The sequence below is a fragment of the Streptomyces sp. NPDC033131 genome (assembly GCF_055578365.1).
Genome location: NZ_JBVIPA010000012.1, coordinates 33,361 through 54,515, shown reverse-complemented (window position 1 = coordinate 54,515; position 21,155 = coordinate 33,361). Strand labels below are relative to the sequence as shown.

Sequence of the window (21,155 nt, the reverse complement as noted above, 5' to 3'; positions counted from 1 at the left end):
CGCGCCCGCGCCTCAGGGTCGCGGCGCGCACCCCAGCACATGGGCCTTCACGATGTCGGCGATGCGCGGGTCACGGCGGCGGAACGCGGCCACCAGCTCCTCGTGCTCCTCCGCGTACGACTGCTGGACCGTCCCCAGCCAGCGGATGGACAGCGCGGTGAAGACCTCGATGCCCAGGCCCTCCCAGGTGTGCAGCAGCACCGAGTTGCCAGCCGCCCGGACCAGCTCCCGGTGGAAACCCACCGTGTGCCGAACCTGCCCCGTCCCGTCCGACTCGCGGTCGGCCTCGTACAGCGCGGCGACATGCGGCTCCAGGGCCGAGCAGTCCTCCGCCAGCCGCGCCGCCGCCAGCTCCGCCGCGATCGCCTCCAGACCGGCCCGGACCGGGTAGCTCTCCTCCAGGTCGGCCGCGGTCAGGTTCCGCACCCGGACGCCTTTGTTCGGCGCCGACTCGATCAGCCGCAGCGACTCCAGCTCCCGCAGCGCCTCCCGCACCGGCGTCTGACTGACCTCCAGCTCGGTCGCGATCCGGCGCTCCACGATCCGCTCGCCCGGCTTCCAGCGCCCGCTGACGATCCCCTCCACGATGTGCTCGCGGATCTGCTCGCGCAGCGAGTGGACGACGGGCGCGGTCATGAGGGCTCCTTAAGGAGGGGCCGCCCATCGGCCCCGGGGGCGTTTGACGTTTAGACAATAAGGCCGCGGGCCCTTCGGGCAGGGGCGCACGGGGGCGCTTTCGCGCAGGTGAGACGAGGCTTACACGCTCTCAGTTCGGCGCCTTCTGTCAAGACACGGAACCCCGGAGGCTCGTTCGGTGTCGCGGTCGGCAGACGGGTTCCCGACCGGGGCACCCCTCGTCATGACGGAGGGCGGCATGGACATCGGGGATGGCGGTGGCCGCTGTACCGGATGGTCGCGGCGGCCGTGATCGGCTCGCTCGTCAGCGGGACGGGCCGCAGGCAGACGCCCACCGGGCGGAGGAATACCGGCCGGCATGGCTACGGAAGGGATCGCGGGCAGGGCGGGCGCGGCCCGGGGCGGGCGCGGCCCGGCGGCGCCCGCGCCTTCGTCGAGCCGGACGGGCGCAGCGCTTCGGCCACGTCGGCCGGGGCTTCCGCGTCACCGGTACCGATGGCCGGGTGTACGGCGCGGTCGAGAACGCGGGCGGCAGGCTGTAGACCCCGCCGGGCGGCGGCATCGGCGCCTGGCACGCGGAGGGGACGTACGCGCGCATGCTCACCGAGATGTCCCGGGACGCGGACCATCCGGGCAGGTCGGGGCGCCCGTACAGCCGTTACGGCTGCACCTCGTCCGCGACGGGTGACGTGCCGGCGGCCCGGACGATGAGCCCTGTCGTCGCCGAGCGGAGCCTCCTCGTGGGCGTCGACCCCGACTGACGCCCCGATGAGACACCGGTGCCCCCGTCCGGAAAGGTCCGGACGGGGGCACCGTACAAGCGGGAAGCCGGATTACAGGCCGAGCTCGACCTCGAACTCGCCCGCCTCCAGGATCGCCTTGACCGCGGTCAGGTAACGGGCCGCGTCGGCGCCGTCCACCAGACGGTGGTCGTAGGACAGGGTCAGGTACGTCATGTCACGGATACCGATGACCGTGCCCTCCTCCGTCTCGATGACGGCCGGACGCTTGACCGTGGCACCGATACCGAGGATCGCGACCTGGCCCGGCGGCACGATGATCGTGTCGAAGAGCGCGCCGCGCGACCCGGTGTTGCTGATGGTGAAGGTCGCGCCGGACAGTTCGTCCGGGGTGATCTTGTTGGCGCGGACCTTGCCCGCGAGCTCCGCCGTGGCCTTGGCGATACCGGCGAGGTTGAGGTCACCGGCGTGCTTGATGACCGGGGTCATCAGGCCCTTCTCGGAGTCCACCGCGATACCGATGCTCTCGGTGTCGAAGTAGGTGATCGTGCCCTCGGCCTCGTTGATCTTGGCGTTGACGGGCGCGTGGGCCTTCAGCGCCTGGGCCGCCGCCTTGACGAAGAACGGCATCGGGGAGAGCTTGACGCCCTCACGGGCCGCGAACGCGTCCTTGGCCCGGGCCCGCAGCTTCATCAGGCGGGTGACGTCGACCTCGACGACCGAGGACAGCTGGGCCTGCTCGTGCAGGGCCTTGACCATGTTGTCGCCGATGACCTTGCGGATGCGCGGCATCTTGACGGTCTGGCCACGCAGCGGGGAGGCCTCCAGGACGGGGGCCTTCCTCGCGGCGGCCGGAGCCGCGGCGGCAGGAGCCGCGGCCGGAGCGGCGGCGGCGGCCTTCGCGGCCTCGGCGGCGGCGGTGACGTCCTGCTTGCGGATACGACCGCCCACGCCGGTGCCCTTGACGGAGGCCAGGTCGACGCCGTTCTCGGCGGCGAGCTTGCGCACCAGCGGGGTCACGTAGGCGCCGTCGTCACCGGAGGTGGCGGCGGGCGCGGCGGCCGGGGTGACCGGAGCCGGGGCGGGCGCCGGAGCAGCCGGGGCCGGCTCGGGAGCCGGGGTGGTCTGCTGCTGCGGGGCCGGAGCCGTGGGCGCCTGCGGAGCCGGAGCCGGAGCGGCCGGAGCCGCGGGGGCGGGCGCCGGAGCCGGGGCCGGGGCCTCGGCGGCCGGGGCCGGGGCGGCGGGGGCCGGAGCAGCGGCCGGAGCCGCGCCCGGGGCGCCGATGACGGCCAGCTTGGCGCCGACCTCGGCGGTCTCGTCCTCGCCGACCGTGATCTCGAGCAGCACACCGGAGGTGGGCGCCGGGATCTCGGTGTCGACCTTGTCCGTGGAGACCTCGAGCAGCGGCTCGTCGGCCTCGACGGAGTCGCCGACCGACTTCAGCCAGCGGGTGACGGTGCCCTCGGTGACGGACTCGCCGAGCGCGGGCAGGACGACGTCCGTGCCCTCGGCGCTGCCGCCGCCGGAGGCGGCCTCGGCGGTCGGAGCAGGGGCCGGGGCGGCCTGCTCGGTGGACGGGGTGGCCTGCGGGGCCGGCTCGGGAGCGGGCTCGGGAGCGGGCTCTGCGGCCGGGGCCGGGGCGGCAGCGGGTGCGCCCGTGCCGTCGTCGATGACGGCCAGCTCGGCGCCGACCTCAACGGTCTCGTCCTCGGCGACCTTGATGGACGCCAGGACACCGGCTGCGGGCGAGGGGATCTCGGTGTCGACCTTGTCGGTCGACACCTCGAGCAGCGGCTCGTCGGCCTCGACGCGCTCTCCCTCGGCCTTCAGCCAGCGAGTGACAGTGCCCTCGGTGACGCTCTCGCCGAGCGCCGGAAGGGTTACGGAAACCGCCATGGTTTCGGTTGCTCCTTACAAGTGCGGAAGTCTGTGTCGTCGCGTTCGTCGACCGAGGGTCAGTCGTGCGAGTGGAGAGGCTTGCCGGCCAGGGCCAGGTGGGCCTCGCCGAGCGCTTCGCTCTGCGTCGGGTGGGCGTGGATGAGCTGCGCGACCTCGGCGGGCAGCGCCTCCCAGTTGTAGATCAGCTGGGCTTCGCCGACCTGCTCGCCCATGCGGTCGCCGACCATGTGGACGCCGACCACGGCACCGTCCTTGACCTGGACGAGCTTGATCTCGCCCGCGGTGTTCAGGATCTTGCTCTTGCCGTTGCCGGCGAGGTTGTACTTCAGGGCGACGACCTTGTCCGCACCGTAGATCTCCTTGGCCTTGGCCTCGGTGATGCCCACGGAGGCGACCTCGGGGTGGCAGTACGTCACCCGGGGGACACCGTCGTAGTCGATCGGAACGGTCTTCAGACCGGCCAGACGCTCCGCCACCAGGATGCCTTCGGCGAAGCCGACGTGCGCGAGCTGGAGCGTCGGGACCAGGTCACCGACGGCGGAGACGGTCGGGACGTTGGTGCGCATGTACTCGTCGACCAGGACGTAGCCGCGGTCCATGGCGACGCCCTGCTCCTCGTAGCCGAGACCGGCGGAGACGGGCCCACGGCCCACCGCGACCAGCAGCAGCTCGGCCTCGAACTCCTTGCCGTCGGCGAGGGTGACCTTGACACCGTCGGCCGTGTACTCGGCCTTGGAGAAGAAGGTGCCCAGGCTGAACTTGATGCCGCGCTTGCGGAACGCGCGCTCAAGAAGCTTGGAGGAGTTCTCGTCCTCGAGGGGCGCCAGGTGCTTGAGGCCCTCGATGATCGTGATGTCCGTACCGAAGGACTTCCACGCCGAGGCGAACTCGACGCCGATGACGCCGCCGCCCAGGACGATCGCCGACTTCGGCACGCGGTCCAGGACCAGGGCGTGGTCGGAGGAGATGATGCGGTTGCCGTCGATCTCCAGGCCCGGCAGCGACTTGGGCACGGAGCCGGTCGCGAGGAGCACGTGGCGGCCCTGGACGCGCTGGCCGTTCACGTCGACGGAGGTGGGGGAGGAAAGGCGGCCCTCACCCTCGATGTACGTCACCTTCCGGGAGGCGACAAGTCCCTGCAGGCCCTTGTACAGACCGGCGATGACGCCGTCCTTGTACTTGTGGACCCCGGCGATGTCGATGCCCTCGAAGGTGGTCTTCACACCGAACTGCTCGCTCTCGCGAGCCTGGTCGGCGATCTCGCCCGCGTGCAGCAGGGCCTTGGTGGGGATGCACCCCCGGTGCAGGCAGGTACCGCCGACCTTGTCCTTCTCGATCAGGGCGACGTCCAGGCCCAGCTGAGCCCCGCGCAGGGCCGCGGCGTAACCACCGCTACCACCGCCGAGGATCACTAGGTCGAAAACGGTGCTGGCGTCGTTCGCCACGTCACGTCCTCCATGCATGTGCGCCACGCCGGTCTGCGGTGACCGGTCGGCGGCTGGTGTCCGGCCGCTCGTACTTCGGCCCTTCGGTGGGGCCCTGTCCTGCCGAGCCCCATCTTCGCACTTGTCGTGGCAGGAAGAGACGCCGGGCCGGTGTGTGAGACGTCGCACTCATACGAGCAGCGACGAGTCGACCGCCCCGGCGGCGCGGGGAACTGCGCGACCAGCCCCCACGCCCCCGCGGCCGCCGGACGACGGAACGGACCGAGCTCCTAGGCGGACGTCATCCGAGATCACCCGCGGCCGTCAGCTCCGCCAGCCGCACCAGCGTCCGCACGGCCGTCCCGGTGCCGCCCTTGGGCGTGTACCCGAAGGGCCCGCCCTCGTTGAAGGCCGGTCCGGCGATGTCCAGGTGCGCCCAGGTGATCCCCTCGCCCACGAACTCGCGCAGGAAGAGCCCGGCGACCAGGCCGCCGCCCATCCGCTCGCCCATGTTCGCGATGTCGGCCGTGGAGGAGTCCATGCCCTTGCGCAGGTGCTCCGGCAGCGGCATCGGCCACGCCGGCTCTCCGACCTCCTCGGCGGCCTCGTGCAGGGCGGAGCGGAACGCGTCGTCGTTCGCCATGATCCCGAACGTCCGGTTGCCGAGCGCCAGCATCATCGCGCCGGTCAGCGTCGCCACGTCCACGATCGCGTCCGGCTTCTCCTCGGAGGCCGCCCACAGCGCGTCGGCGAGGACCAGCCGGCCCTCTGCGTCGGTGTTGAGCACCTCCACGGTCTTGCCGCTGTACATGCGCAGCACGTCACCGGGCCGGGTCGCGGAACCCGACGGCATGTTCTCGGCCAGCGCCAGCCAGCCGGTGACGTTGACCTCGAGCCCCAGACGCGCGGCGGCGACCACGGCGGCGAAGACCGCGGCCGCACCGCTCATGTCGCACTTCATCGTCTCGTTGTGGCCGGCCGGCTTGAGCGAGATGCCGCCCGAGTCGTAGGTGATGCCCTTGCCGACGAAGGCGAGGTGCTTGTCGGCCTTCGAGGAGGTGTACGACAGCTTCACCAGCCGCGGGCCCGCCGCCGACCCGGCGCCGACGCCGAGGATGCCGCCGTAGCCGCCCTTGACGAGGGCCTTCTCGTCCAGCACCTGCACCTTGATGCCGTGCTCCTTCGCCGCGGTCTGCGCGACGGCGGCGAACGCCTCGGGGTCGAGGTCGTTCGGCGGCATGTTGATCAGGTCGCGGGCGCGGTTGAGCTCCTCGGCCACGGCGGTGGCACGCTCGATCGCCGCCTTGTAGGCGCGGTCGCGGGGCTTGCCGCCGAGCAGCGCGGCCTCGGCGAGCGGCGCCTTGCCGTTCTTGGCCTTGGGGTTGCTCTGGCCGTTCTCCTTGTACGTGTCGAAGGAGTACGCCCCGAGCAGTACGCCCTCGGCGACCACACCCGCGTCCGCGGCGTCCGCGAGCGGCAGCGCGAACGCGGCCTTCTTGGAGCCGGAGAGGGTGCGGGCGGCCACGCCGGCGGCCCGGCGCAGCGCCTCGGAGCCGAAGCCGGAGTCCTTCTCCGGCTCGGCGCCCAGGCCCACCGCCACCACGAGCGGCGCCTTGAAGCCGGCCGGTGCGGGCAGCTTCGTCACCTCGCCCTCGGCACCGGAGGCACCGAGGGTTTCCAGGACACCGGCGAGCTTGCCGTCGTACGCCTTGTCCACGGCCTCGGCGCCCGGTGCGACGACCGGGCCCTCAGCGCCCTTGGCAACACCGATCACGATCGCGTCGACCCGCAGGCCGGGCGCCGCGGCGGTGCTGAGAGTGAGAGCAGTCACGGTGGTGAAATCTCGCTTCCATTGAAGTCTGGTGTGGCCGAACAGGGGTGGGTCGGCCGAGCCCGAAAACCGACCCTAGAACCCTCGTGCGGTCTGGTCTCTACCAGGGCAGGTAAACACCCGACATGAGCCTACGCTCGGGCTCGGTGTCGATCATTCCTCCGCGCATTCACCTGTCGGTGGCGTCCTGGCCACTTCTCGGCCCTCAACTCCGGTGAGCTGAGTCACATTTGCCTGGTTCCGGCGAGCGTACGCCTCGCGGCTCCGCGTCCTGCACGCAGATTGTCCTGCGGCCGCGGTCCCCACCGGCTAACGCCCCAGGCTCAGCACGACGAGCGCCGCCGTGGCCGCCGTCTCCGCGAGACCGCCGAACACGTCCCCGGTCACCCCGCCGAACCGCCGGACGCTGTGCCGCAGGAGGAGTTCGGCGACGGCGAGGGCGGCGAGGACCGCGAGGGCCGTGCGGGCGGCGTCGTACGGCTCGGACATCCCCCCGGCGACAGCCGACGCCAGCGTGACCGCGACGACGGTTATGGCCGCACCCCGCACCGGCACCACCCCCGCCACCGCGGCCCCCAGCCCCTCCGGCCGGGCGGCCGGCACCCCGGTGCGGGCGGCCAGGGTGAGGGCCGTGCGGGAGGCGGTCGCCGAGACGACGGCGGCGAGGGCGCCCCGGGCCCACGAGTCGGCGTAGAGCTGCGACAGTGCGGCCACCTGGGCGAACAGGACGAAGACGAGGGTGATGACGCCGAAGGGGCCGATGTCCGACTGCTTCATGATCCGCAGCGCGTCCTCGGCGGGCTTGCCGCTGCCCAGCCCGTCCGCGGTGTCCGCGAGTCCGTCCAGGTGGAGTCCGCGGGTGAGCGCGGCGGGTACGGCGGCGGAGGCGACGGCGGCGAGCAGCGGACTCGCGCCCAGGACCAGCAGGCACAAGCCGAGCGCGGCCGCACAGACGCCGACCGCCAGCCCGGCCGCGGGGGCGCACAGCATGCCGCCGCGGGCGGCCTCCCGGTCCCAGCGGGTCACCTTGACCGGGAGCGCGGTGAGGGTGCCGAAGGCGAAGCGGAGGCCGTCCGGCCAGGAGGGGGGCGAGGGGGTCATGGACACCGGCGCAGGTTACCCGGCGGTCGCGAGAGCACCCGGGGCACCAGTGGATAAAGTGCGCATATGGGACATTGGCTCGAGCGGAACATCATCGAACCGGGCAAGCTGCCGCTGCTCTGCGCCCTCACCGCGTTCGTGCTGACGTTCCTGATCACCCGCGTCGTCACCCGCATGATCCGGGCCGGCAAGGGGCCCTTCGGCAACGTCAGTGCCGGGGGAGTGCACGTCCACCACGTGGTCCCCGGCGTCGTCCTCACCGTCCTCGGCGGCTTCGGCGCGGTCGCCAGCACCCGGCACGGCTTCGGCGCGGCCGCGTTCGCGGTCGTCTTCGGCATCGGTGCGGGCCTGGTCCTGGACGAGTTCGCGCTGATCCTGCACCTCGACGACGTCTACTGGACCGAGGCGGGACGCAAGAGCGTCGAGGTCGTGGTGCTCACGGCGGCCCTGGTCGGCCTGGTCCTGTGCGGGTTCGTGCCCTTCGGGGTCAACGACCTCGATCAGGACGAACTCCAGAGCCGCGGCTCCGTCATCGTGAGCGTGACCGTGAACTTCCTCTTCTCCCTCCTCGCCCTGGCCAAGGGCAAGGCCCGCACCGCCATCTTCGGCGTGATCGTCCCCCTCATCGCCCTCGTCGGCACCATCCGGCTGGCCCGCCCCGGCTCCCCCTGGGCCAAGCGCTTCTATCGCCGGCGCCCGCGTGCCCGCGCCCGGTCCAGCCTGCGCGCCTACCACCACGACCGCCGCTGGGCGGGCCCCCGGCGCAGGATTCAGGACCTGATCGGCGGCAAGCCCGACCCGGAACCGGCCCGCGCCCTCGAACGCCGGTGACGCAGCGCCGACACCCAGCACAGCACCAGCACCGCCGCGATCGCCGCGCCCGCGGTGACGTACGCGCCGTAGCGCCATCCGACGAACACGGCGAGGCCCACCACGGCCGCCGACGGCCCGGTGTCCACGACGTGCGCGTCCGAGCCGGGCAGGCAACAGCGGGCTGTCGGGGCCCAGCCGGACGCCCACGCGCGCGTACAGCGTGCCGGCGGGTGTGGCGGTGTAGGCGAGGGCCAGCGTCCGCCACCGGCCCAGGCAGATCTCGGCGATCCCGAACACCAGCAGGATCTGCACCAGGGCACCCCAGACGGGCAGATCCAGGGCCGGCACGAACGGGACAGGGGAGTGCGCAGCAGGGCCGACCGGAGCGGGTCCTGGGCGCGCACGCCACCGACGTCCTGCACGAACGGCCGGCCCCACGACTGGTGGTGCACGAAGTGCAGGGCCGCCGTCAGGCAGACCGCCCCGAGCGTCATGGGAACCGCCCGCCACCCGCGCCGGAGCAGCGGCTCGCGCACGGAGACGTACAGCGGCCCCCTTCGGCGCGGGCCCGGCGGGCGAGCGTGTGCATCGGGCGGTCCTCATCCCCGTGCATCACATCCGAAGACCGACCGGGACAGGGCGAAGTTGAGAGAGACCTGAGTGATCCCGGTCTCGTGCGCCCGGCGCAGCAGGTCGACGACGACCACGAATGGCCCGCTTGCGCCGTCGCAGGTCCTGTCCCGGGAATCCCACACCAGGACGGTCACGAATGCGACGGCCGCACCTGGCAGACCGGCGGCCCGCCGACCGCCCCCGACGCCTACTCCTTCTCGGGCCCCTCGGAACCCGCCGGCTTCTCGGAACCCGCCGGCTTCTCGGAAACGAGCGGGTCCTCGGAAGCCAGCAAGTCCTCGGAACCCGCCGGCTTCTCGGAAGCCAGCAGGTCCTCGGAACCCGCCGGCTTCTCGGAAGCCAGCAGGTCCTCGGAACCCGCCGGCTTCTCGGAAGCCAGCAAGTCCTCGGAAACCAGCAAGTCCTCGGAAGCCGGCAGCTCCTCGGAAACCACCGGCTTCTCGGGCAGCTCGGCGGCCAGCGCCGCCGCGGCCTGCACCAGCGGCAGTGCCAGCAGCGCCCCCGCCCCTTCCCCGACCGTCATTCCATGGTCGAGCAGCGGCTCCAGCGCCATCCGGTCCAGTGCCTTCGCCTGTCCCGGCTCCCCGCTGTTCTGTCCGGCGAGCCACCAGTCCGGTGCCCGGAACGCGATCCGCTGCCCCACCAGGGCGCAGGCGGCCACCACGACCCCGTCCAGAATCACCGGCATCTTCCGCACCGCGCTCTGCAACAGGAAGCCGGTGAGCGCGGCGAGGTCGGCCCCGCCCACCGTCGCCAGCAGCATCAACTGGTCCCCGAGCACCGGCCGGGCCCGCCTGAGCGCGTCCCGGATCGCCGCGCACTTGCGCATCCACGCGAGGTCGTCGATCGCCTGCCCGCCCCGACCGGTCACGACGGACGCGTCGGTACCGCACAGCGCGGCGATCAGCGCACCCGCCGCCGTGGTCCCGCCCACGCTCACATCGCCGAGCACGACCAGATCCGTACCGGAGTCGGCCTCCTCGTCGGCGACGGCGACCCCGGCCCGGAAGGCTGCCTCCGCCTCCTCCAGCGTCAGCGCGTCCTCGATGTCGATCCGCCCGCTGCCGCGCCGCACCCGGTGTCCTGTCACATCCGCGGGCAGCGTCTGCGGATCGCAGTCCAGCGCCATGTCGACCACCCGCACCGGCACGCCGAGCCGCCGGGCGAGCACGGACGCGGGCCGGCCGCCCTCCACGACCTCGCGCACCAAGTCGGCCGCACTGCCCGCGGGCCGCCCCGAGACGCCCAGTTCCGCGATGCCGTGGTCACCGGCGAACAGAACGACCCGCGGCCGTTCGATCGGCCGCACCGGCACGGCCGACTGTGCCGCGGCCAGCCACTCACCCAGTTCGTCCAGCCGTCCCAGCGCTCCGGGCGGCACGATCTGACGCTCCCGGCGCGCCTCGGCGTCGCGGCGCACCCCGCCGTCGGGGCGCTCGATCAGATCGGTGAAGTCGTCGAGATTAAGCGAGCTCATTCGCCGAACAGTACCGGCCCTGATCGAACACGGCGGCGCCACATCGCCACGACGACCACGCGACGTCGTTGCACTCAAGATCGGCATCCCATACGTTCCGTTTTGCAGAGAAATGTCGTACGTCACCGGGAGCCGCCGTGTCAGCATCCCCCGCGCCCTCCGTACGGCGCCTTCGTTCCACCGCCCGGGCCATGCTGCGGTTCCCCGAACCGGAGAGCTGGCTGGACGTGGGCACGGGCGAGGCACTCTTCCCCGAGACGGCCAGGAAGGTCTTTCCCTACACGTCCTTCGACGGTCTGGACGCCACGCCCCGAGTCGAGTGGGCCCGCCGGGCGGAACGCGTCGAGGAGGCCCACCTGGGCCAGTTGACGGACCCTCGGATCACCGCCCGTCTCCGCGCCCGCTACGACGTGGTCAGCCTGCTCCACCACCTGCCGCACACCCCCGACCCGCGCGCGGAACTCCGCGCCGCCCTGGCCGTGCTCCGCCCCGGCGGTCACCTGCTCCTCGAACTGCCCGACCCGCACTGCGCGTTCGCGAGACTTCTGGGCAGGCGGTGGCACGCCCATCCCCGGCCGGGGGCCCCTCCCCCGACGGCCCTGGACGACCTCTGCGCACAACTGGAGGCCCAGGGCTGCACGATCGTCACGGCGGACCGCCGCGCGGCGCACGTCCCCCACGACCTGTCGTCCGCGCTGTCCCAGGCCCTGCCCAGGTCCCTGCCCCCGTGGGTGACCACGTCCCTGCTGGCCGCGGCCAGGGCGACGGACCACGCCCTGGCCCCGCTCCTCAGCCGCACCCGCTTTTCGAACACCTACCGCGTGATCGCCCGCAAGAACGAGCTCAGCCCCGTAGTACCAGCGCCTGTCCCGCCACCACCAGCAGAACCTGTTCGCACTCGGCCGCGAACGCCGCGTTGAGGCGTCCGAGCTCGTCCCGGTAGCGCCGTCCGGAGGCGGTGGCCGGGACGATGCCCGAGCCGACCTCGTTCGACACGGCGACGACGGTCCGGCGCGTGGTCCGCACCGCCTCCGTCACCTCCACCACGCGCGCCCGCAGCGCTCGCTCCCCGCCGTCGGCCCACTCCGCGTCGTCCCACGCCCCGACGGCGTCCATGGCGTCCGTCAGCCACAGGGACAGACAGTCGATGAGCAGCGGCGGCCCGTCGTCCTTCAGCAGGGGCACCAGGTCGCACGTCTCGGCCGTACGCCACGAGACAGGCCGCCGCTCCCGGTGCGTGGTGACCCGCGCGGCCCACTCGCCGTCCCCGTTCCGGGTCCCGCCGGTCGCGACGTACAGCACATCCGGAAAGGCCTCCAGGCGCCGTTCGGCCTCCACCGACTTCCCGGACCGCGCACCGCCCAGCACCAGCGTCCGCCGCGGCACATCCGGTACGTCCTCGTAGACGCCGACCGCCAGCGTGGTCCCGTCCGGCACCGCCCGCGCCCCGGCCGCGCCGAGCCGCCGCACCAGCTCGGGCCCCGGCGGCACGTCGTGGTCGAGATGGACGGCGACGACGTCCGTCGTCGGTCCGAGCGCCCCCACGGCCCGCAGCCTGGCGAGCGCGTCCGGCCGCCCCACGACGTCGGCGAGCACCATGTCGTACGCCTCGGCGGACCCGTGCTCCAGCCCGGCCGGCGCACCTGCGGGCGGCAGATACAGCAGCCGCTGCCCGTCAGGGCCGGTCACGGCGTATCCGGTCCCGGGCGCGTCCATCGCCACCGCCCGCACCCGATGCCCCGTCAGCAGGGTCAACTCCCGTCCGTCCGGCACTCGTGCGGGTTGCGGCAGCCCGGCCGGCACCTCGACCGCCGGCCCCTCGTGCGGATGCGACAGCAGCACCTGCCGTACGCCGCCCAGCGAATGCCCCGCCCGCGCCGCCGCGAACGCCGCCCCCGGGGTCAGGTCGAGCAGCAGCGTCCCGTCCACGAGCAGCGAGGTCGCCGCCCGGGCAGCCGCGCCGAGCGCGGTCGCGCAGGCGGCACAGGGACAGTCGGGGCGAGGGAGCCCCGCGGGGCCGCCGGTGCCGAGCAGAGTAACGTCCACAGCCCGATTCTCGCCGGTCACCGCTGGACCTGCGCGACCGGGACGTCCCTCAGGGGCGCGGGGCATTGCGCGACCGGCCACAAAGTACCCGCGCTGCGACCACGACCCGCACTCCGACGACAGCTCACCCAGCGGAGCGAATAGGCTGCGGGCAGGAGCCGGACCAAGATCCGGTTCCCGCTGTGCAATGTGCTCACATCAGGGAGGCGTACATGGCGGCATGGACGTGGCGGTTCGAGAAGTCCGACGGCAGCGAGGTACAGCCCGCGGTGGTGCCGGAGGAGTTCACCACGCAGGGGGACGCCGAGTCCTGGATCGGGGAGTTCTGGAAGGAACTCCTCGAAGGCGGCGCGGACCAGGTGCACCTGTTCGAGGACGGTACGAAGATCTACGGTCCGATGAGCCTGCACGCCCAGGAGGCGTAGCCGGAAGGGGCGGCCGGATCCCGGCCGCCCCTTCTCGTCATCCGTCCGACGTGTGGGTCAGCCCCGTACCCCGCACAGGTGCAGCAGCGCCGCGACACCCCGGTACGGGTCCGTACGCCCGGCCCGCTCCTCGACCGTCAGCAGCGTCTCGACGTCGCCCGGCATCTCCGCCCCGTCCGCCGCGGTGTCGGTGAAGACCCGGACGCCGTACCAGGCGTGCAGGGGTGCCCCGATGCCCGCGAGGGTCGCGGTCAGGGTCGCCAGGCGGTCGGCGCGTACGGCGAGGCCGAGACGGTTCGTGTACGCGGTGGTGTCGAAGGCGGCCAGCGCCCCCGCCCAGTCGCCCGCCAGCCCCGGCCGCATGGCCAGCGCGTCCGCGTTCCGCACGAGCAGCGACAGCAGCCCGCCCTGGGCGAGCATCCGGGCCAGCCCCGCCAGCAGCGGATCCGGCTCCTCGACGTACATCAGCACGCCGTGACACAGCACGACGTCGAAGCTGCCCGGCAGGAAGTGCACCCCGGTGTCCCGGCCGTCGCTCTGGACGAGCCGCACCCGCTCCCGGATCCCCTCCGGCTCGGCGGCCAGCGCCTCCCGGGCGGCGGAGATCATGGTGCTGTCCTGCTCGACGCCGGTGACCTGATGCCCGGCCCGGGCCAGCCGCAGTGCCTGCGTGCCCTGGCCCATTCCCACGTCGAGCACCCGCAGGCGCTGCCCCACCGGGAACCGCCCGACTATCTGCTCGTCGAGCTGCCGGGCCACCAGCTCCTGTCGTACGACGTCCCGCAGTCCGCCCAGCTTGTCCAGCCAAGCTCCCGCGCCCCCGGTGAACGGCGTAGTGCTCAGGGCCGCTCTCCGCGCTTGACCTGCGGCTTCGGCAGCCGGAGCCGGCGCATCTGGAGGGAGCGCATCAGCGCGTAGGCGACGGCGCCGCGCTTGTTGGCGTCCGGGAAGCGCTCGGCCAGCCGCTTCTTCAGGCGGACGCCGCTGAGGACCGAGTCGAGCACGATCAGGACGATCACGACCAGCCACAGCAGCAGCGCGATGCTCTGCAGCGCGCCCACCCGCACCATGCTCAGCACGAGGATGACCACGGCCATCGGCAGGAAGAACTCGGCGATGTTGAACCGCGAGTCGATGAAGTCGCGCGCGAACTTGCGCACCGGGCCCTTGTCACGCGCGGGGAGGTACCGCTCGTCACCGCCGGCGAGCGCCTGGCGCTGCTTCTCCATCTGCGCACGTCGCTCGTCGCGCTGACGCTTGGAGGCCTCCTTGCGCGACGTCGGCGTGGTGGCCACGCTGCGGCGCTGGGTCTGGGCCTCACTCCGCTTGGGAGTGGGGCGACCCTTCTTGGCCTGCGGGTCACGGGTCTGCTTGGAGTCGGTCAGCGGCGCCTTGTCGGCGGCCGGTGCCTTCTCATCCTTGGCGCGGCTACGGAACACAAAACCCAAGGGTACGGGGTGCGGGGGCATGGACCCCAGTCCGGTGGGGAACGATCCGGCAACACCGGTCGTCTCTAAGGGGACAGAAGGGGACGCGGACACCGGGTGAACCTCTGCTCACCCTGAAGGTCACCTACTCCTTACGCCGGAGCAGCGCCTTGGTCAGTCGTCCTTGGGGATGAGCGCATCAGTCCCCGAACAGTGCGGTAATGGATGCAGGGCCCGTACTGTGGGTTCTGTCGCAGAGCTGGAGCTGGAAGTCGTCAGAAGGGGGCGCGCGAAGCCCATGAGCGGTGTCATGAAGCGTATGGGGATGATCTTCCGCGCGAAGGCGAACAAGGCCCTGGACAGGGCCGAGGACCCGCGCGAAACCCTCGATTACTCGTACCAGAAGCAGCTGGAGCTGCTGCAGAAGGTGCGCCGCGGTGTCGCCGACGTGGCGACCTCGCGCAAGCGCCTCGAACTCCAGCTGAACCAGCTGCAGTCACAGTCCTCCAAGCTGGAGGACCAGGGCCGCAAGGCGCTCGCGCTGGGCCGTGAGGACCTCGCCCGCGAGGCGCTGTCCCGTCGCGCCGCCCTCCAGCAGCAGGTGACGGATCTGGAGACCCAGCACTCCACGCTCCAGGGCGAGGAGGAGAAGCTCACCCTGGCGGCCCAGCGGCTCCAGGCCAAGGTCGACGCCTTCCGCACCAAGAAGGAGACGATCAAGGCCACGTACACCGCGGCGCAGGCGCAGACCCGCATCGGCGAGGCGTTCTCCGGCATCTCCGAGGAGATGGGCGACGTCGGCCTGGCGATACAGCGTGCCGAGGACAAGACGGCCCAGCTCCAGGCGCGGGCCGGAGCCATCGACGAACTGCTCGCCTCCGGCGCGCTCGACGACCAGTCCGGCATGCACAAGGACGACATCCAGGCCGAGCTGGACCGGCTCTCCGGTGGTACGGATGTAGAGCTGGAGCTGCAGCGCATGAAGGCGGAGCTGGCCGGCGGTACCTCGTCCCAGCAGGCCCTCGAAGGTGGCACGAGCCAGCAGCAGTCGCAGCAGCAGCCGCAGGACACCCCGCGCTTCGACAAGCAGTAGAGCCGGCCGGGGCCCACGCCTAGGAGGGCGACGTGATCGTACGGATCATGGGAGAGGGGCAGGTGAGGCTGGCCGACGGCCACCTCACCGAGCTGAACAGGCTGGACGACGAGCTCCTGACCGAAATGGAGAACGGCGACGGGTCCGGCTTCCGCCGCACCCTGCAAGCCCTGCTGTCCAAGGTCCGCGAACTGGGCGAGCCCCTGCCCGACGACTCCCTGGAACCGTCCGAACTCATCCTCCCGTCGCCGGACGCGACGCTGGAGGAGGTACGGAAGATGCTGCGCGACGACGGTCTGATCCCGGGGTGAGGTGACGGGGAACGTACAGGTGGCCCCTGTTCCGCCGCCCGCGGGCCCCCCGTACCGTGGGCTGACGTGAGCACCATCGAGCGGGCCCGGCGTCACCTCAGAGCGCACCCCCTGGCGCTGGACGCGGCCCTGGCGGCCGGCGTACTCGCGTGCATGGTGGCCGGCTCGTTCGTGGACCCGCACGGTGAGCGCGACGTCAGCTGGGGCTTCCGTACGCCCGACCCCCTCGGCCTGGTCCTCATCGCCCTCGGCGCCGCCGCACTGGTGTTCCGCCGCCGCGCCCCCCTGACAGTCCTCGCCCTCACCGGCACCGTCTCCCTCGTCGCGGCCGTCGCCAGCGACCCCCGCGCCCCCGTCGCCATGTCCGCTGTCATCGCCCTCTACACCGTCGCCGCCTCCACCGACCGCCCCACCACCTGGCGGGTCGGCCTGCTCACCATGACCGTCCTCACCGGCGCCTCCATGCTCGCCGGCCCCCTGCCGTGGTACGCCCAGGAGAACCTCGCGATCTTCGCCTGGACCGGCATCGGCGCCACCGCGGGCGACGCCGTCCGCAGCCGCCGCGCCTTCATCCACGCCATCAGGGAGCGTGCCGAGCGGGCCGAGCGCACCCGCGAGGAGGAGGCCCGCCGCCGGGTCGCCGAAGAGCGCCTGCGCATCGCCCGCGACCTGCACGACGTCGTCGCCCACCACATCGCCCTGGTCAACGTCCAGGCCGGCGTCGCCGCCCATGTCATGGACAAGCGGCCCGACCAGGCCAAGGAGGCCCTGGGCCACGTACGGGAGGCAAGCCGCTCGGCGCTGAACGAACTGCGGGCCACCGTCGGGCTGCTGCGGCAGTCCGGCGACCCCGAGGCCCCGACCGAACCCGCCCCCGGCCTGGCCCGGCTCGACGAACTCGTCGGCACCTTCCGCAGCGCGGGACTGCACGTCGAGGTGGCCCGCGCGGACCAGGGCACCACCCTGCCCGCCGCCGTCGACCTGGCCGCCTACCGCGTCATCCAGGAAGCCCTCACCAACGTGCAGAAACACGCCGGAGCCGAGGTCAAGGCCGAGGTCAGCGTCGTACGCGTCGGACCGAACGTCGAGATCACCGTCCTCGACAACGGCGCCGGCGAGGAACCGGACCCCGAGACCGGCGGCGGCCACGGCCTGCTCGGCATGCGGGAGCGCGTCACCGCCCTGCGCGGCACCCTCACCACCGGTCCCCGCTACGGAGGCGGTTTCCGCGTCCATGCGATCCTGCCGATCAAGACCCGCACAGCAGTCACCGGAAAGCCGGGGGAATCCGTATGACCATCCGTGTCCTGCTCGCCGACGACCAGGCACTGCTGCGCAGCGCCTTCCGCGTGCTCGTCGACTCCGAGCCCGACATGGAGGTCGTGGGCGAGGCGTCCGACGGTGCGGAGGCGGTGCGGCTGACCAAGGAGGAGCAGGCCGACGTCGTCCTCATGGACATCCGGATGCCGGGCACCGACGGCCTGGCGGCCACCCGCCTGATCAGCGCCGACCCCTCGCTCACCCACGTCCGGGTGGTCATCCTGACGACGTTCGAGGTCGACGACTACGTCGTGCAGTCGCTGCGGGCGGGCGCGTCCGGGTTTCTCGGCAAGGGCTCCGAGCCGGAGGAACTGCTCAGCGCGATCCGGGTCGCGGCCGGCGGCGAGGCGCTGCTGTCCCCGGCCGCGACGAAGGGCCTCATCGCCCGGTTCCTCGCGCAGGGCGACGCGGGGGACGACGAGCGCGACCCCGCCCGCGCGCAGCGCCTCGCCGCGCTGACCGTGCGGGAGCGCGAGGTCCTGGTCCAGGTCGCGGGCGGCCACTCCAACGACGAGATCGCCGGGCGGCTGGAGGTCAGTCCGCTCACGGTGAAGACGCACGTCAACCGGGCCATGGCCAAGCTGGGCGCCCGGGACCGGGCACAGCTCGTGGTGATCGCGTACGAGTCGGGACTGGTACGTCCAAGGGTGGAGTGACCGCAGCCCTCCGTACTGCGGTCGGAGTAGGAACCGCATAAGGAAATGGACCTTGGGGCTACGGATCACCCGCCTCGCATGGCTCAGGGTGTAGGGGCGGGCGCTCATCTGTGCGGCCGTTCATGAACTTCTGGCCGCTCACAGAAGAGAGATCCCTGACCCATGTCCTGGCTGTCGAGATTCAGCCTCGCGCAACGGGCCCTGATAGGCCTGATGTCCCTCATCGCGCTCGCGTTCGGCGCGATCGCGATCCCGCAGCTGAAGCAGCAACTCCTGCCCACCATCGAACTGCCGGTCGTGTCGGTGATCGCGCCCTACCAGGGCGCCTCTCCCGACGTCGTCGAGAAGCAGGTCGTCGAGCCCATCGAGGACAACCTGGAGGCCGTGGACGCCATCAGCGGCGTCACCTCCACGGCGAGCGAGGGCAACGCCGTGATCATGGCGTCCTTCGACTACGGCAACGACACCGCGCAGCTCGTCGCCGACGTCCAGCAGGCCGTCAACCGGGCCCGCGTCCAGCTCCCGGACGACGTGGACCCGCAGGTCGTGGCCGGCTCGACGGACGACATCCCGACCGTCGTCCTCGCCGTCACCTCCGACCAGGACCAGCAGGCCCTGGCCGACCGGCTCGACCGGACCGTCGTACCGGACCTCAAGGGCATCGACGGTGTCGGCCAGGTCACCGTCGACGGCGTACGGGACCTCCAGGTCACCGTCACCCCCGACGACGCCAAGCTCGCCGAGGCGGGCCTGACCACGCAGGCCCTCGCCCAGGCGCTCCAGGCGGGCGGCGCGACCGTCCCGGCCGGTTCCTTCGACGAGGACGGCAGCAACCGCACCGTCCAGGTCGGCGGCGGCTACACCTCGCTGCAGCAGATCCAGGACCTGATGGTCGCCGGTGAGGGGACGTCGGCGAAGAAGCCGGTACGCCTCGCCGACGTGGCGGCCGTCGAGGAGCAGCAGGCCACGGCCGACTCCATCACCCGCACCGACGGCAGGCCGAGCCTCGCCGTCTCGGTCACCATGGACCACGACGGCAGCGCGGTCGCCATCTCCGACGCGGTCGAGGACAAGCTGTCCGACATGCGCAAGGACCTCGGCGCGGGCACGTCCGTCACCGTCGTCAGCGACCAGGGACCCGCGGTCTCCAAGGCCATCGAGGGCCTGACCACCGAGGGCGCCCTCGGCCTGCTCTTCGCGGTCCTCGTCATCCTGGTCTTCCTCGCGTCGATCCGCTCGACGCTGGTCACGGCGGTCAGCATCCCGCTCTCCGTCGTCCTCGCGCTGATCGTGCTGTGGACGCGCGACCTGTCCCTGAACATGCTCACGCTCGGCGCGCTGACCATCGCCATCGGCCGGGTCGTCGACGACTCGATCGTGGTCCTGGAGAACATCAAGCGGCACCTCGGCTACGGCGAGGAGCGCCAGGACGCCATCCTCAAGGCGGTCCGCGAGGTGTCCGGCGCGGTCACCTCCTCGACGCTCACCACGGTGGCCGTGTTCCTGCCGATCGGCCTGGTCGGCGGCATGGTCGGCGAGCTGTTCGGCTCCTTCAGCCTGACCGTGACGGCCGCCCTGCTGGCCTCGCTGCTGGTGTCGCTGACGGTCGTACCCGTCCTGTCGTACTGGTTCCTGCGCGCCCCGAAGGGCACCCCCTCGGACGCCGAGGAAGCCCGCCGCAAGGCCGAGGAGAAGGAGGCGAAGAGCAGGCTCCAGCGCCTCTACGTCCCCGTCCTGCGGTTCGCGACCCGCCGCCGTCTGACGAGCGTGGCGCTCGCGGCGGTGATCCTCGTCGGCACGTTCGGCATGGCCCCGCTCCTGAAGACGAACTTCTTCGACCAGGGCGAGCAGGAGGTCCTCACCGTCAAGCAGGAGCTCAAGCCGGGCACCAGCCTGGCGGCGACCGACGTACAGGCGAAGAAGGTCGAGAGGCTGCTGGCCGACACCGAGGGCGTCAAGGACTACCAGGTCACCATCGGCTCGTCCGGCTTCCTGGCGGCCTTCGGCGGCGGTACGGACTCCAACCAGGCGTCCTACCAGGTGATGCTGGAGGACTCGGCGTCGCACGAGGACGTCCAGGACAGCATCGAGGACGGCCTGCACCGGCTGTCCGGCATCGGCACCACGACCGTCGCCGCCGGTGACGGCTTCGGCAGCCAGGACCTCAGCGTGGTCGTGAAGTCCGCCGACGCGGACGTGCTGCGCGAGGCCGCGGAGGAGGTCCGCAAGGCCGTCGCCGGCCTGGACGACGTCACGGACGTCACCAGCGACCTGTCGCAGAGCGTGCCGCGCATCTCGGTCAAGGCCACCTCCGAGGCCGCGGCGGCCGGCTTCAACGACCAGACACTGGGCGCGGCCGTCGCCCAGGCCGTCCGCGGCACCACCGCGGCCAAGGCGATCCTGGACGACACCGAGCGGGACGTCGTCATCAAGTCGGCGAAGCCGGCCGAGACGCTGGCGGAGCTCAAGGCCCTTCGGCTCGGCCCGGTGAAGCTCGGCGACATCGCCACCGTGCGACTGGTCGACGGCCCCGTGTCCATGACCCGTATCGACGGTCAGCGCGCCGCCACCATCACCGCGAAGCCGACCGGCGAGAACACGGGCGCGGTCAGCGCCGACCTGACGTCGAAGCTCGACGCCCTGAAGCTGCCGACGGGTGCCACGGCCGAGATCGGCGGGGTCTCCCAGGACCAGGACGACGCGTTCAAGAACCTGGGCCTGGCGATGCTCGCGGCGATCGCGATCGTGTTCATGCTGCTGGTCGCGACCTTCCGCTCGCTGGCCCAGCCGCTGATCCTGCTCGTCTCCGTCCCGTTCGCCGCGACCGGCGCCATCGGCCTGCTGGTCATCACGGACACCCCGATGGGCGTCCCCGCGATGATCGGCATGCTGATGCTCATCGGCATCGTCGTGACGAACGCGATCGTCCTGATCGACCTCATCAACCAGTACAGGAAGCAGGGTTACGGCGTCGTCGAGGCGGTCGTCGAGGGCGGCCGCCACCGTCTGCGCCCGATCCTGATGACGGCCCTGGCGACGATCTTCGCGTTGCTCCCCATGGCCCTGGGCGTCACCGGCGAGGGCGGGTTCATCGCCCAGCCGCTCGCGGTCGTGGTGATCGGCGGCCTCATCACGTCGACCGCGCTGACCCTGCTGCTCGTTCCCACGCTGTACGCGATGCTGGAACTCCGCAAGGAGCGCCGGGCGGACAAGCGTGAGGCGAAGCGGGCGAAGAAGGCCGGGCCGCCGTCCCGGCAGGCGTCCTCGGACGAGCCGGAGCACGCGTCCGTGTGACCTTCCCGGGAGGCCGGGCGGCGAACCCC

18 protein-coding genes and 1 pseudogene are annotated in these 21,155 nt (G+C 72.0%); 9 read left to right on the top strand and 10 right to left on the bottom strand.

From position 1 onward, the window contains the following. Positions 1-12 precede the first annotated feature (12 nt). Positions 13-636: a GntR family transcriptional regulator gene (locus ACZ5XS_RS17470; protein WP_217237153.1), complete on the bottom strand. Its 624-nt coding sequence runs from the start codon at positions 634-636 to the stop codon at positions 13-15. A 596-nt stretch (positions 637-1,232) separates the two neighbouring features. Between ACZ5XS_RS17470 and ACZ5XS_RS17465 the strand changes: the two genes are divergently transcribed. Beyond that, positions 1,233-1,397 carry a hypothetical protein gene (locus ACZ5XS_RS17465; RefSeq protein ID WP_468652142.1) on the top strand — a complete coding sequence of 55 codons (165 nt, stop codon included), beginning with the start codon at positions 1,233-1,235 and terminating at the stop codon, positions 1,395-1,397. Positions 1,398-1,469: 72 nt separating this feature from the next. Here the strand turns inward: ACZ5XS_RS17465 and sucB are convergent, their stop codons facing one another. The 4 genes from sucB to ACZ5XS_RS17445 form a co-directional block, all read right to left on the bottom strand. Continuing rightward, positions 1,470-3,272, bottom strand: coding sequence for a 2-oxoglutarate dehydrogenase, E2 component, dihydrolipoamide succinyltransferase (gene sucB / locus ACZ5XS_RS17460; protein ID WP_468652140.1), 1,803 nt, complete (start codon positions 3,270-3,272; stop codon positions 1,470-1,472). A 59-nt stretch (positions 3,273-3,331) separates the two neighbouring features. Next, positions 3,332-4,720: a dihydrolipoyl dehydrogenase gene (gene lpdA / locus ACZ5XS_RS17455; protein ID WP_468652138.1), complete on the bottom strand. Its 1,389-nt coding sequence runs from the start codon at positions 4,718-4,720 to the stop codon at positions 3,332-3,334. A gap of 280 nt (positions 4,721-5,000) precedes the next feature. After that, positions 5,001-6,530: a leucyl aminopeptidase gene (locus ACZ5XS_RS17450; RefSeq protein ID WP_468652136.1), complete on the bottom strand. Its 1,530-nt coding sequence runs from the start codon at positions 6,528-6,530 to the stop codon at positions 5,001-5,003. Between the two features lie 309 nt (positions 6,531-6,839). Continuing rightward, on the bottom strand, positions 6,840-7,631 hold the full coding sequence (locus ACZ5XS_RS17445; RefSeq protein WP_468652414.1) for an adenosylcobinamide-GDP ribazoletransferase: 792 nt from the start codon (positions 7,629-7,631) through the stop codon (positions 6,840-6,842). 66 nt (positions 7,632-7,697) lie between these two features. Here ACZ5XS_RS17445 and ACZ5XS_RS17440 point away from each other — a divergent pair, with 66 nt between their 5' ends. After that, positions 7,698-8,462: a hypothetical protein gene (locus ACZ5XS_RS17440; protein ID WP_468652134.1), complete on the top strand. Its 765-nt coding sequence runs from the start codon at positions 7,698-7,700 to the stop codon at positions 8,460-8,462. On the opposite strand, the pseudogene ACZ5XS_RS17435 reads toward ACZ5XS_RS17440, so the two are convergent. Both ACZ5XS_RS17435 and cobT read right to left on the bottom strand, forming a co-directional pair. Then, positions 8,402-9,033, bottom strand: a pseudogene (locus tag ACZ5XS_RS17435) (hypothetical protein). The gene ACZ5XS_RS17440 and the pseudogene ACZ5XS_RS17435 overlap by 61 nt on opposite strands. A 231-nt stretch (positions 9,034-9,264) precedes the next feature. Next, positions 9,265-10,554, bottom strand: coding sequence for a nicotinate-nucleotide--dimethylbenzimidazole phosphoribosyltransferase (cobT, locus tag ACZ5XS_RS17430; protein WP_468652133.1), 1,290 nt, complete (start codon positions 10,552-10,554; stop codon positions 9,265-9,267). 137 nt (positions 10,555-10,691) lie between these two features. Between cobT and ACZ5XS_RS17425 the strand changes: the two genes are divergently transcribed. Continuing rightward, the gene (locus ACZ5XS_RS17425) at positions 10,692-11,474 is read left to right on the top strand and encodes a class I SAM-dependent methyltransferase (RefSeq protein WP_468652131.1); all 783 of its coding nucleotides are present in this window, start codon (positions 10,692-10,694) and stop codon (positions 11,472-11,474) included. Here the strand turns inward: ACZ5XS_RS17425 and ACZ5XS_RS17420 are convergent. Further along, on the bottom strand, positions 11,398-12,600 hold the full coding sequence (locus ACZ5XS_RS17420; protein ID WP_468652129.1) for a bifunctional adenosylcobinamide kinase/adenosylcobinamide-phosphate guanylyltransferase: 1,203 nt from the start codon (positions 12,598-12,600) through the stop codon (positions 11,398-11,400). The genes ACZ5XS_RS17425 and ACZ5XS_RS17420 overlap by 77 nt on opposite strands. A gap of 212 nt (positions 12,601-12,812) precedes the next feature. Between ACZ5XS_RS17420 and ACZ5XS_RS17415 the strand changes: the two genes are divergently transcribed. Next, the gene (locus tag ACZ5XS_RS17415; RefSeq protein ID WP_217237162.1) at positions 12,813-13,025 is read left to right on the top strand and encodes a hypothetical protein; all 213 of its coding nucleotides are present in this window, start codon (positions 12,813-12,815) and stop codon (positions 13,023-13,025) included. A gap of 57 nt (positions 13,026-13,082) precedes the next feature. Here ACZ5XS_RS17415 and ACZ5XS_RS17410 read toward each other — a convergent pair whose 3' ends face one another. Then, positions 13,083-13,784, bottom strand: a complete 702-nt coding sequence (locus ACZ5XS_RS17410; RefSeq protein WP_468652127.1) for a methyltransferase domain-containing protein — start codon at positions 13,782-13,784, stop codon at positions 13,083-13,085. 80 nt (positions 13,785-13,864) lie between these two features. Then, on the bottom strand, positions 13,865-14,494 hold the full coding sequence (locus ACZ5XS_RS17405) for a DUF3043 domain-containing protein (protein WP_217237164.1): 630 nt from the start codon (positions 14,492-14,494) through the stop codon (positions 13,865-13,867). Positions 14,495-14,777: 283 nt separating this feature from the next. On the opposite strand from ACZ5XS_RS17405, the gene ACZ5XS_RS17400 reads away from it, so the two are divergent. The 5 genes from ACZ5XS_RS17400 to ACZ5XS_RS17380 all read left to right on the top strand — a co-directional run bounded on the left by ACZ5XS_RS17400 (position 14,778) and on the right by ACZ5XS_RS17380 (position 21,126). Next, positions 14,778-15,545 carry a PspA/IM30 family protein gene (locus tag ACZ5XS_RS17400; RefSeq protein ID WP_468652412.1) on the top strand — a complete coding sequence of 256 codons (768 nt, stop codon included), beginning with the start codon at positions 14,778-14,780 and terminating at the stop codon, positions 15,543-15,545. A gap of 32 nt (positions 15,546-15,577) precedes the next feature. Next, positions 15,578-15,856, top strand: coding sequence for a PspA-associated protein PspAA (pspAA, locus tag ACZ5XS_RS17395; protein ID WP_217237166.1), 279 nt, complete (start codon positions 15,578-15,580; stop codon positions 15,854-15,856). A gap of 66 nt (positions 15,857-15,922) precedes the next feature. Further along, positions 15,923-17,152, top strand: coding sequence for a sensor histidine kinase (locus ACZ5XS_RS17390; RefSeq protein ID WP_468652124.1), 1,230 nt, complete (start codon positions 15,923-15,925; stop codon positions 17,150-17,152). Beyond that, on the top strand, positions 17,149-17,832 hold the full coding sequence (locus tag ACZ5XS_RS17385) for a response regulator (protein ID WP_468652122.1): 684 nt from the start codon (positions 17,149-17,151) through the stop codon (positions 17,830-17,832). Before ACZ5XS_RS17390 ends, ACZ5XS_RS17385 begins: the two co-directional genes overlap by 4 nt. A gap of 162 nt (positions 17,833-17,994) precedes the next feature. Then, a complete protein-coding gene (locus tag ACZ5XS_RS17380; RefSeq protein ID WP_468652120.1) occupies positions 17,995-21,126 on the top strand; it encodes an efflux RND transporter permease subunit in 3,132 nt (1,043 codons plus the stop codon). Positions 21,127-21,155 lie beyond the last annotated feature (29 nt).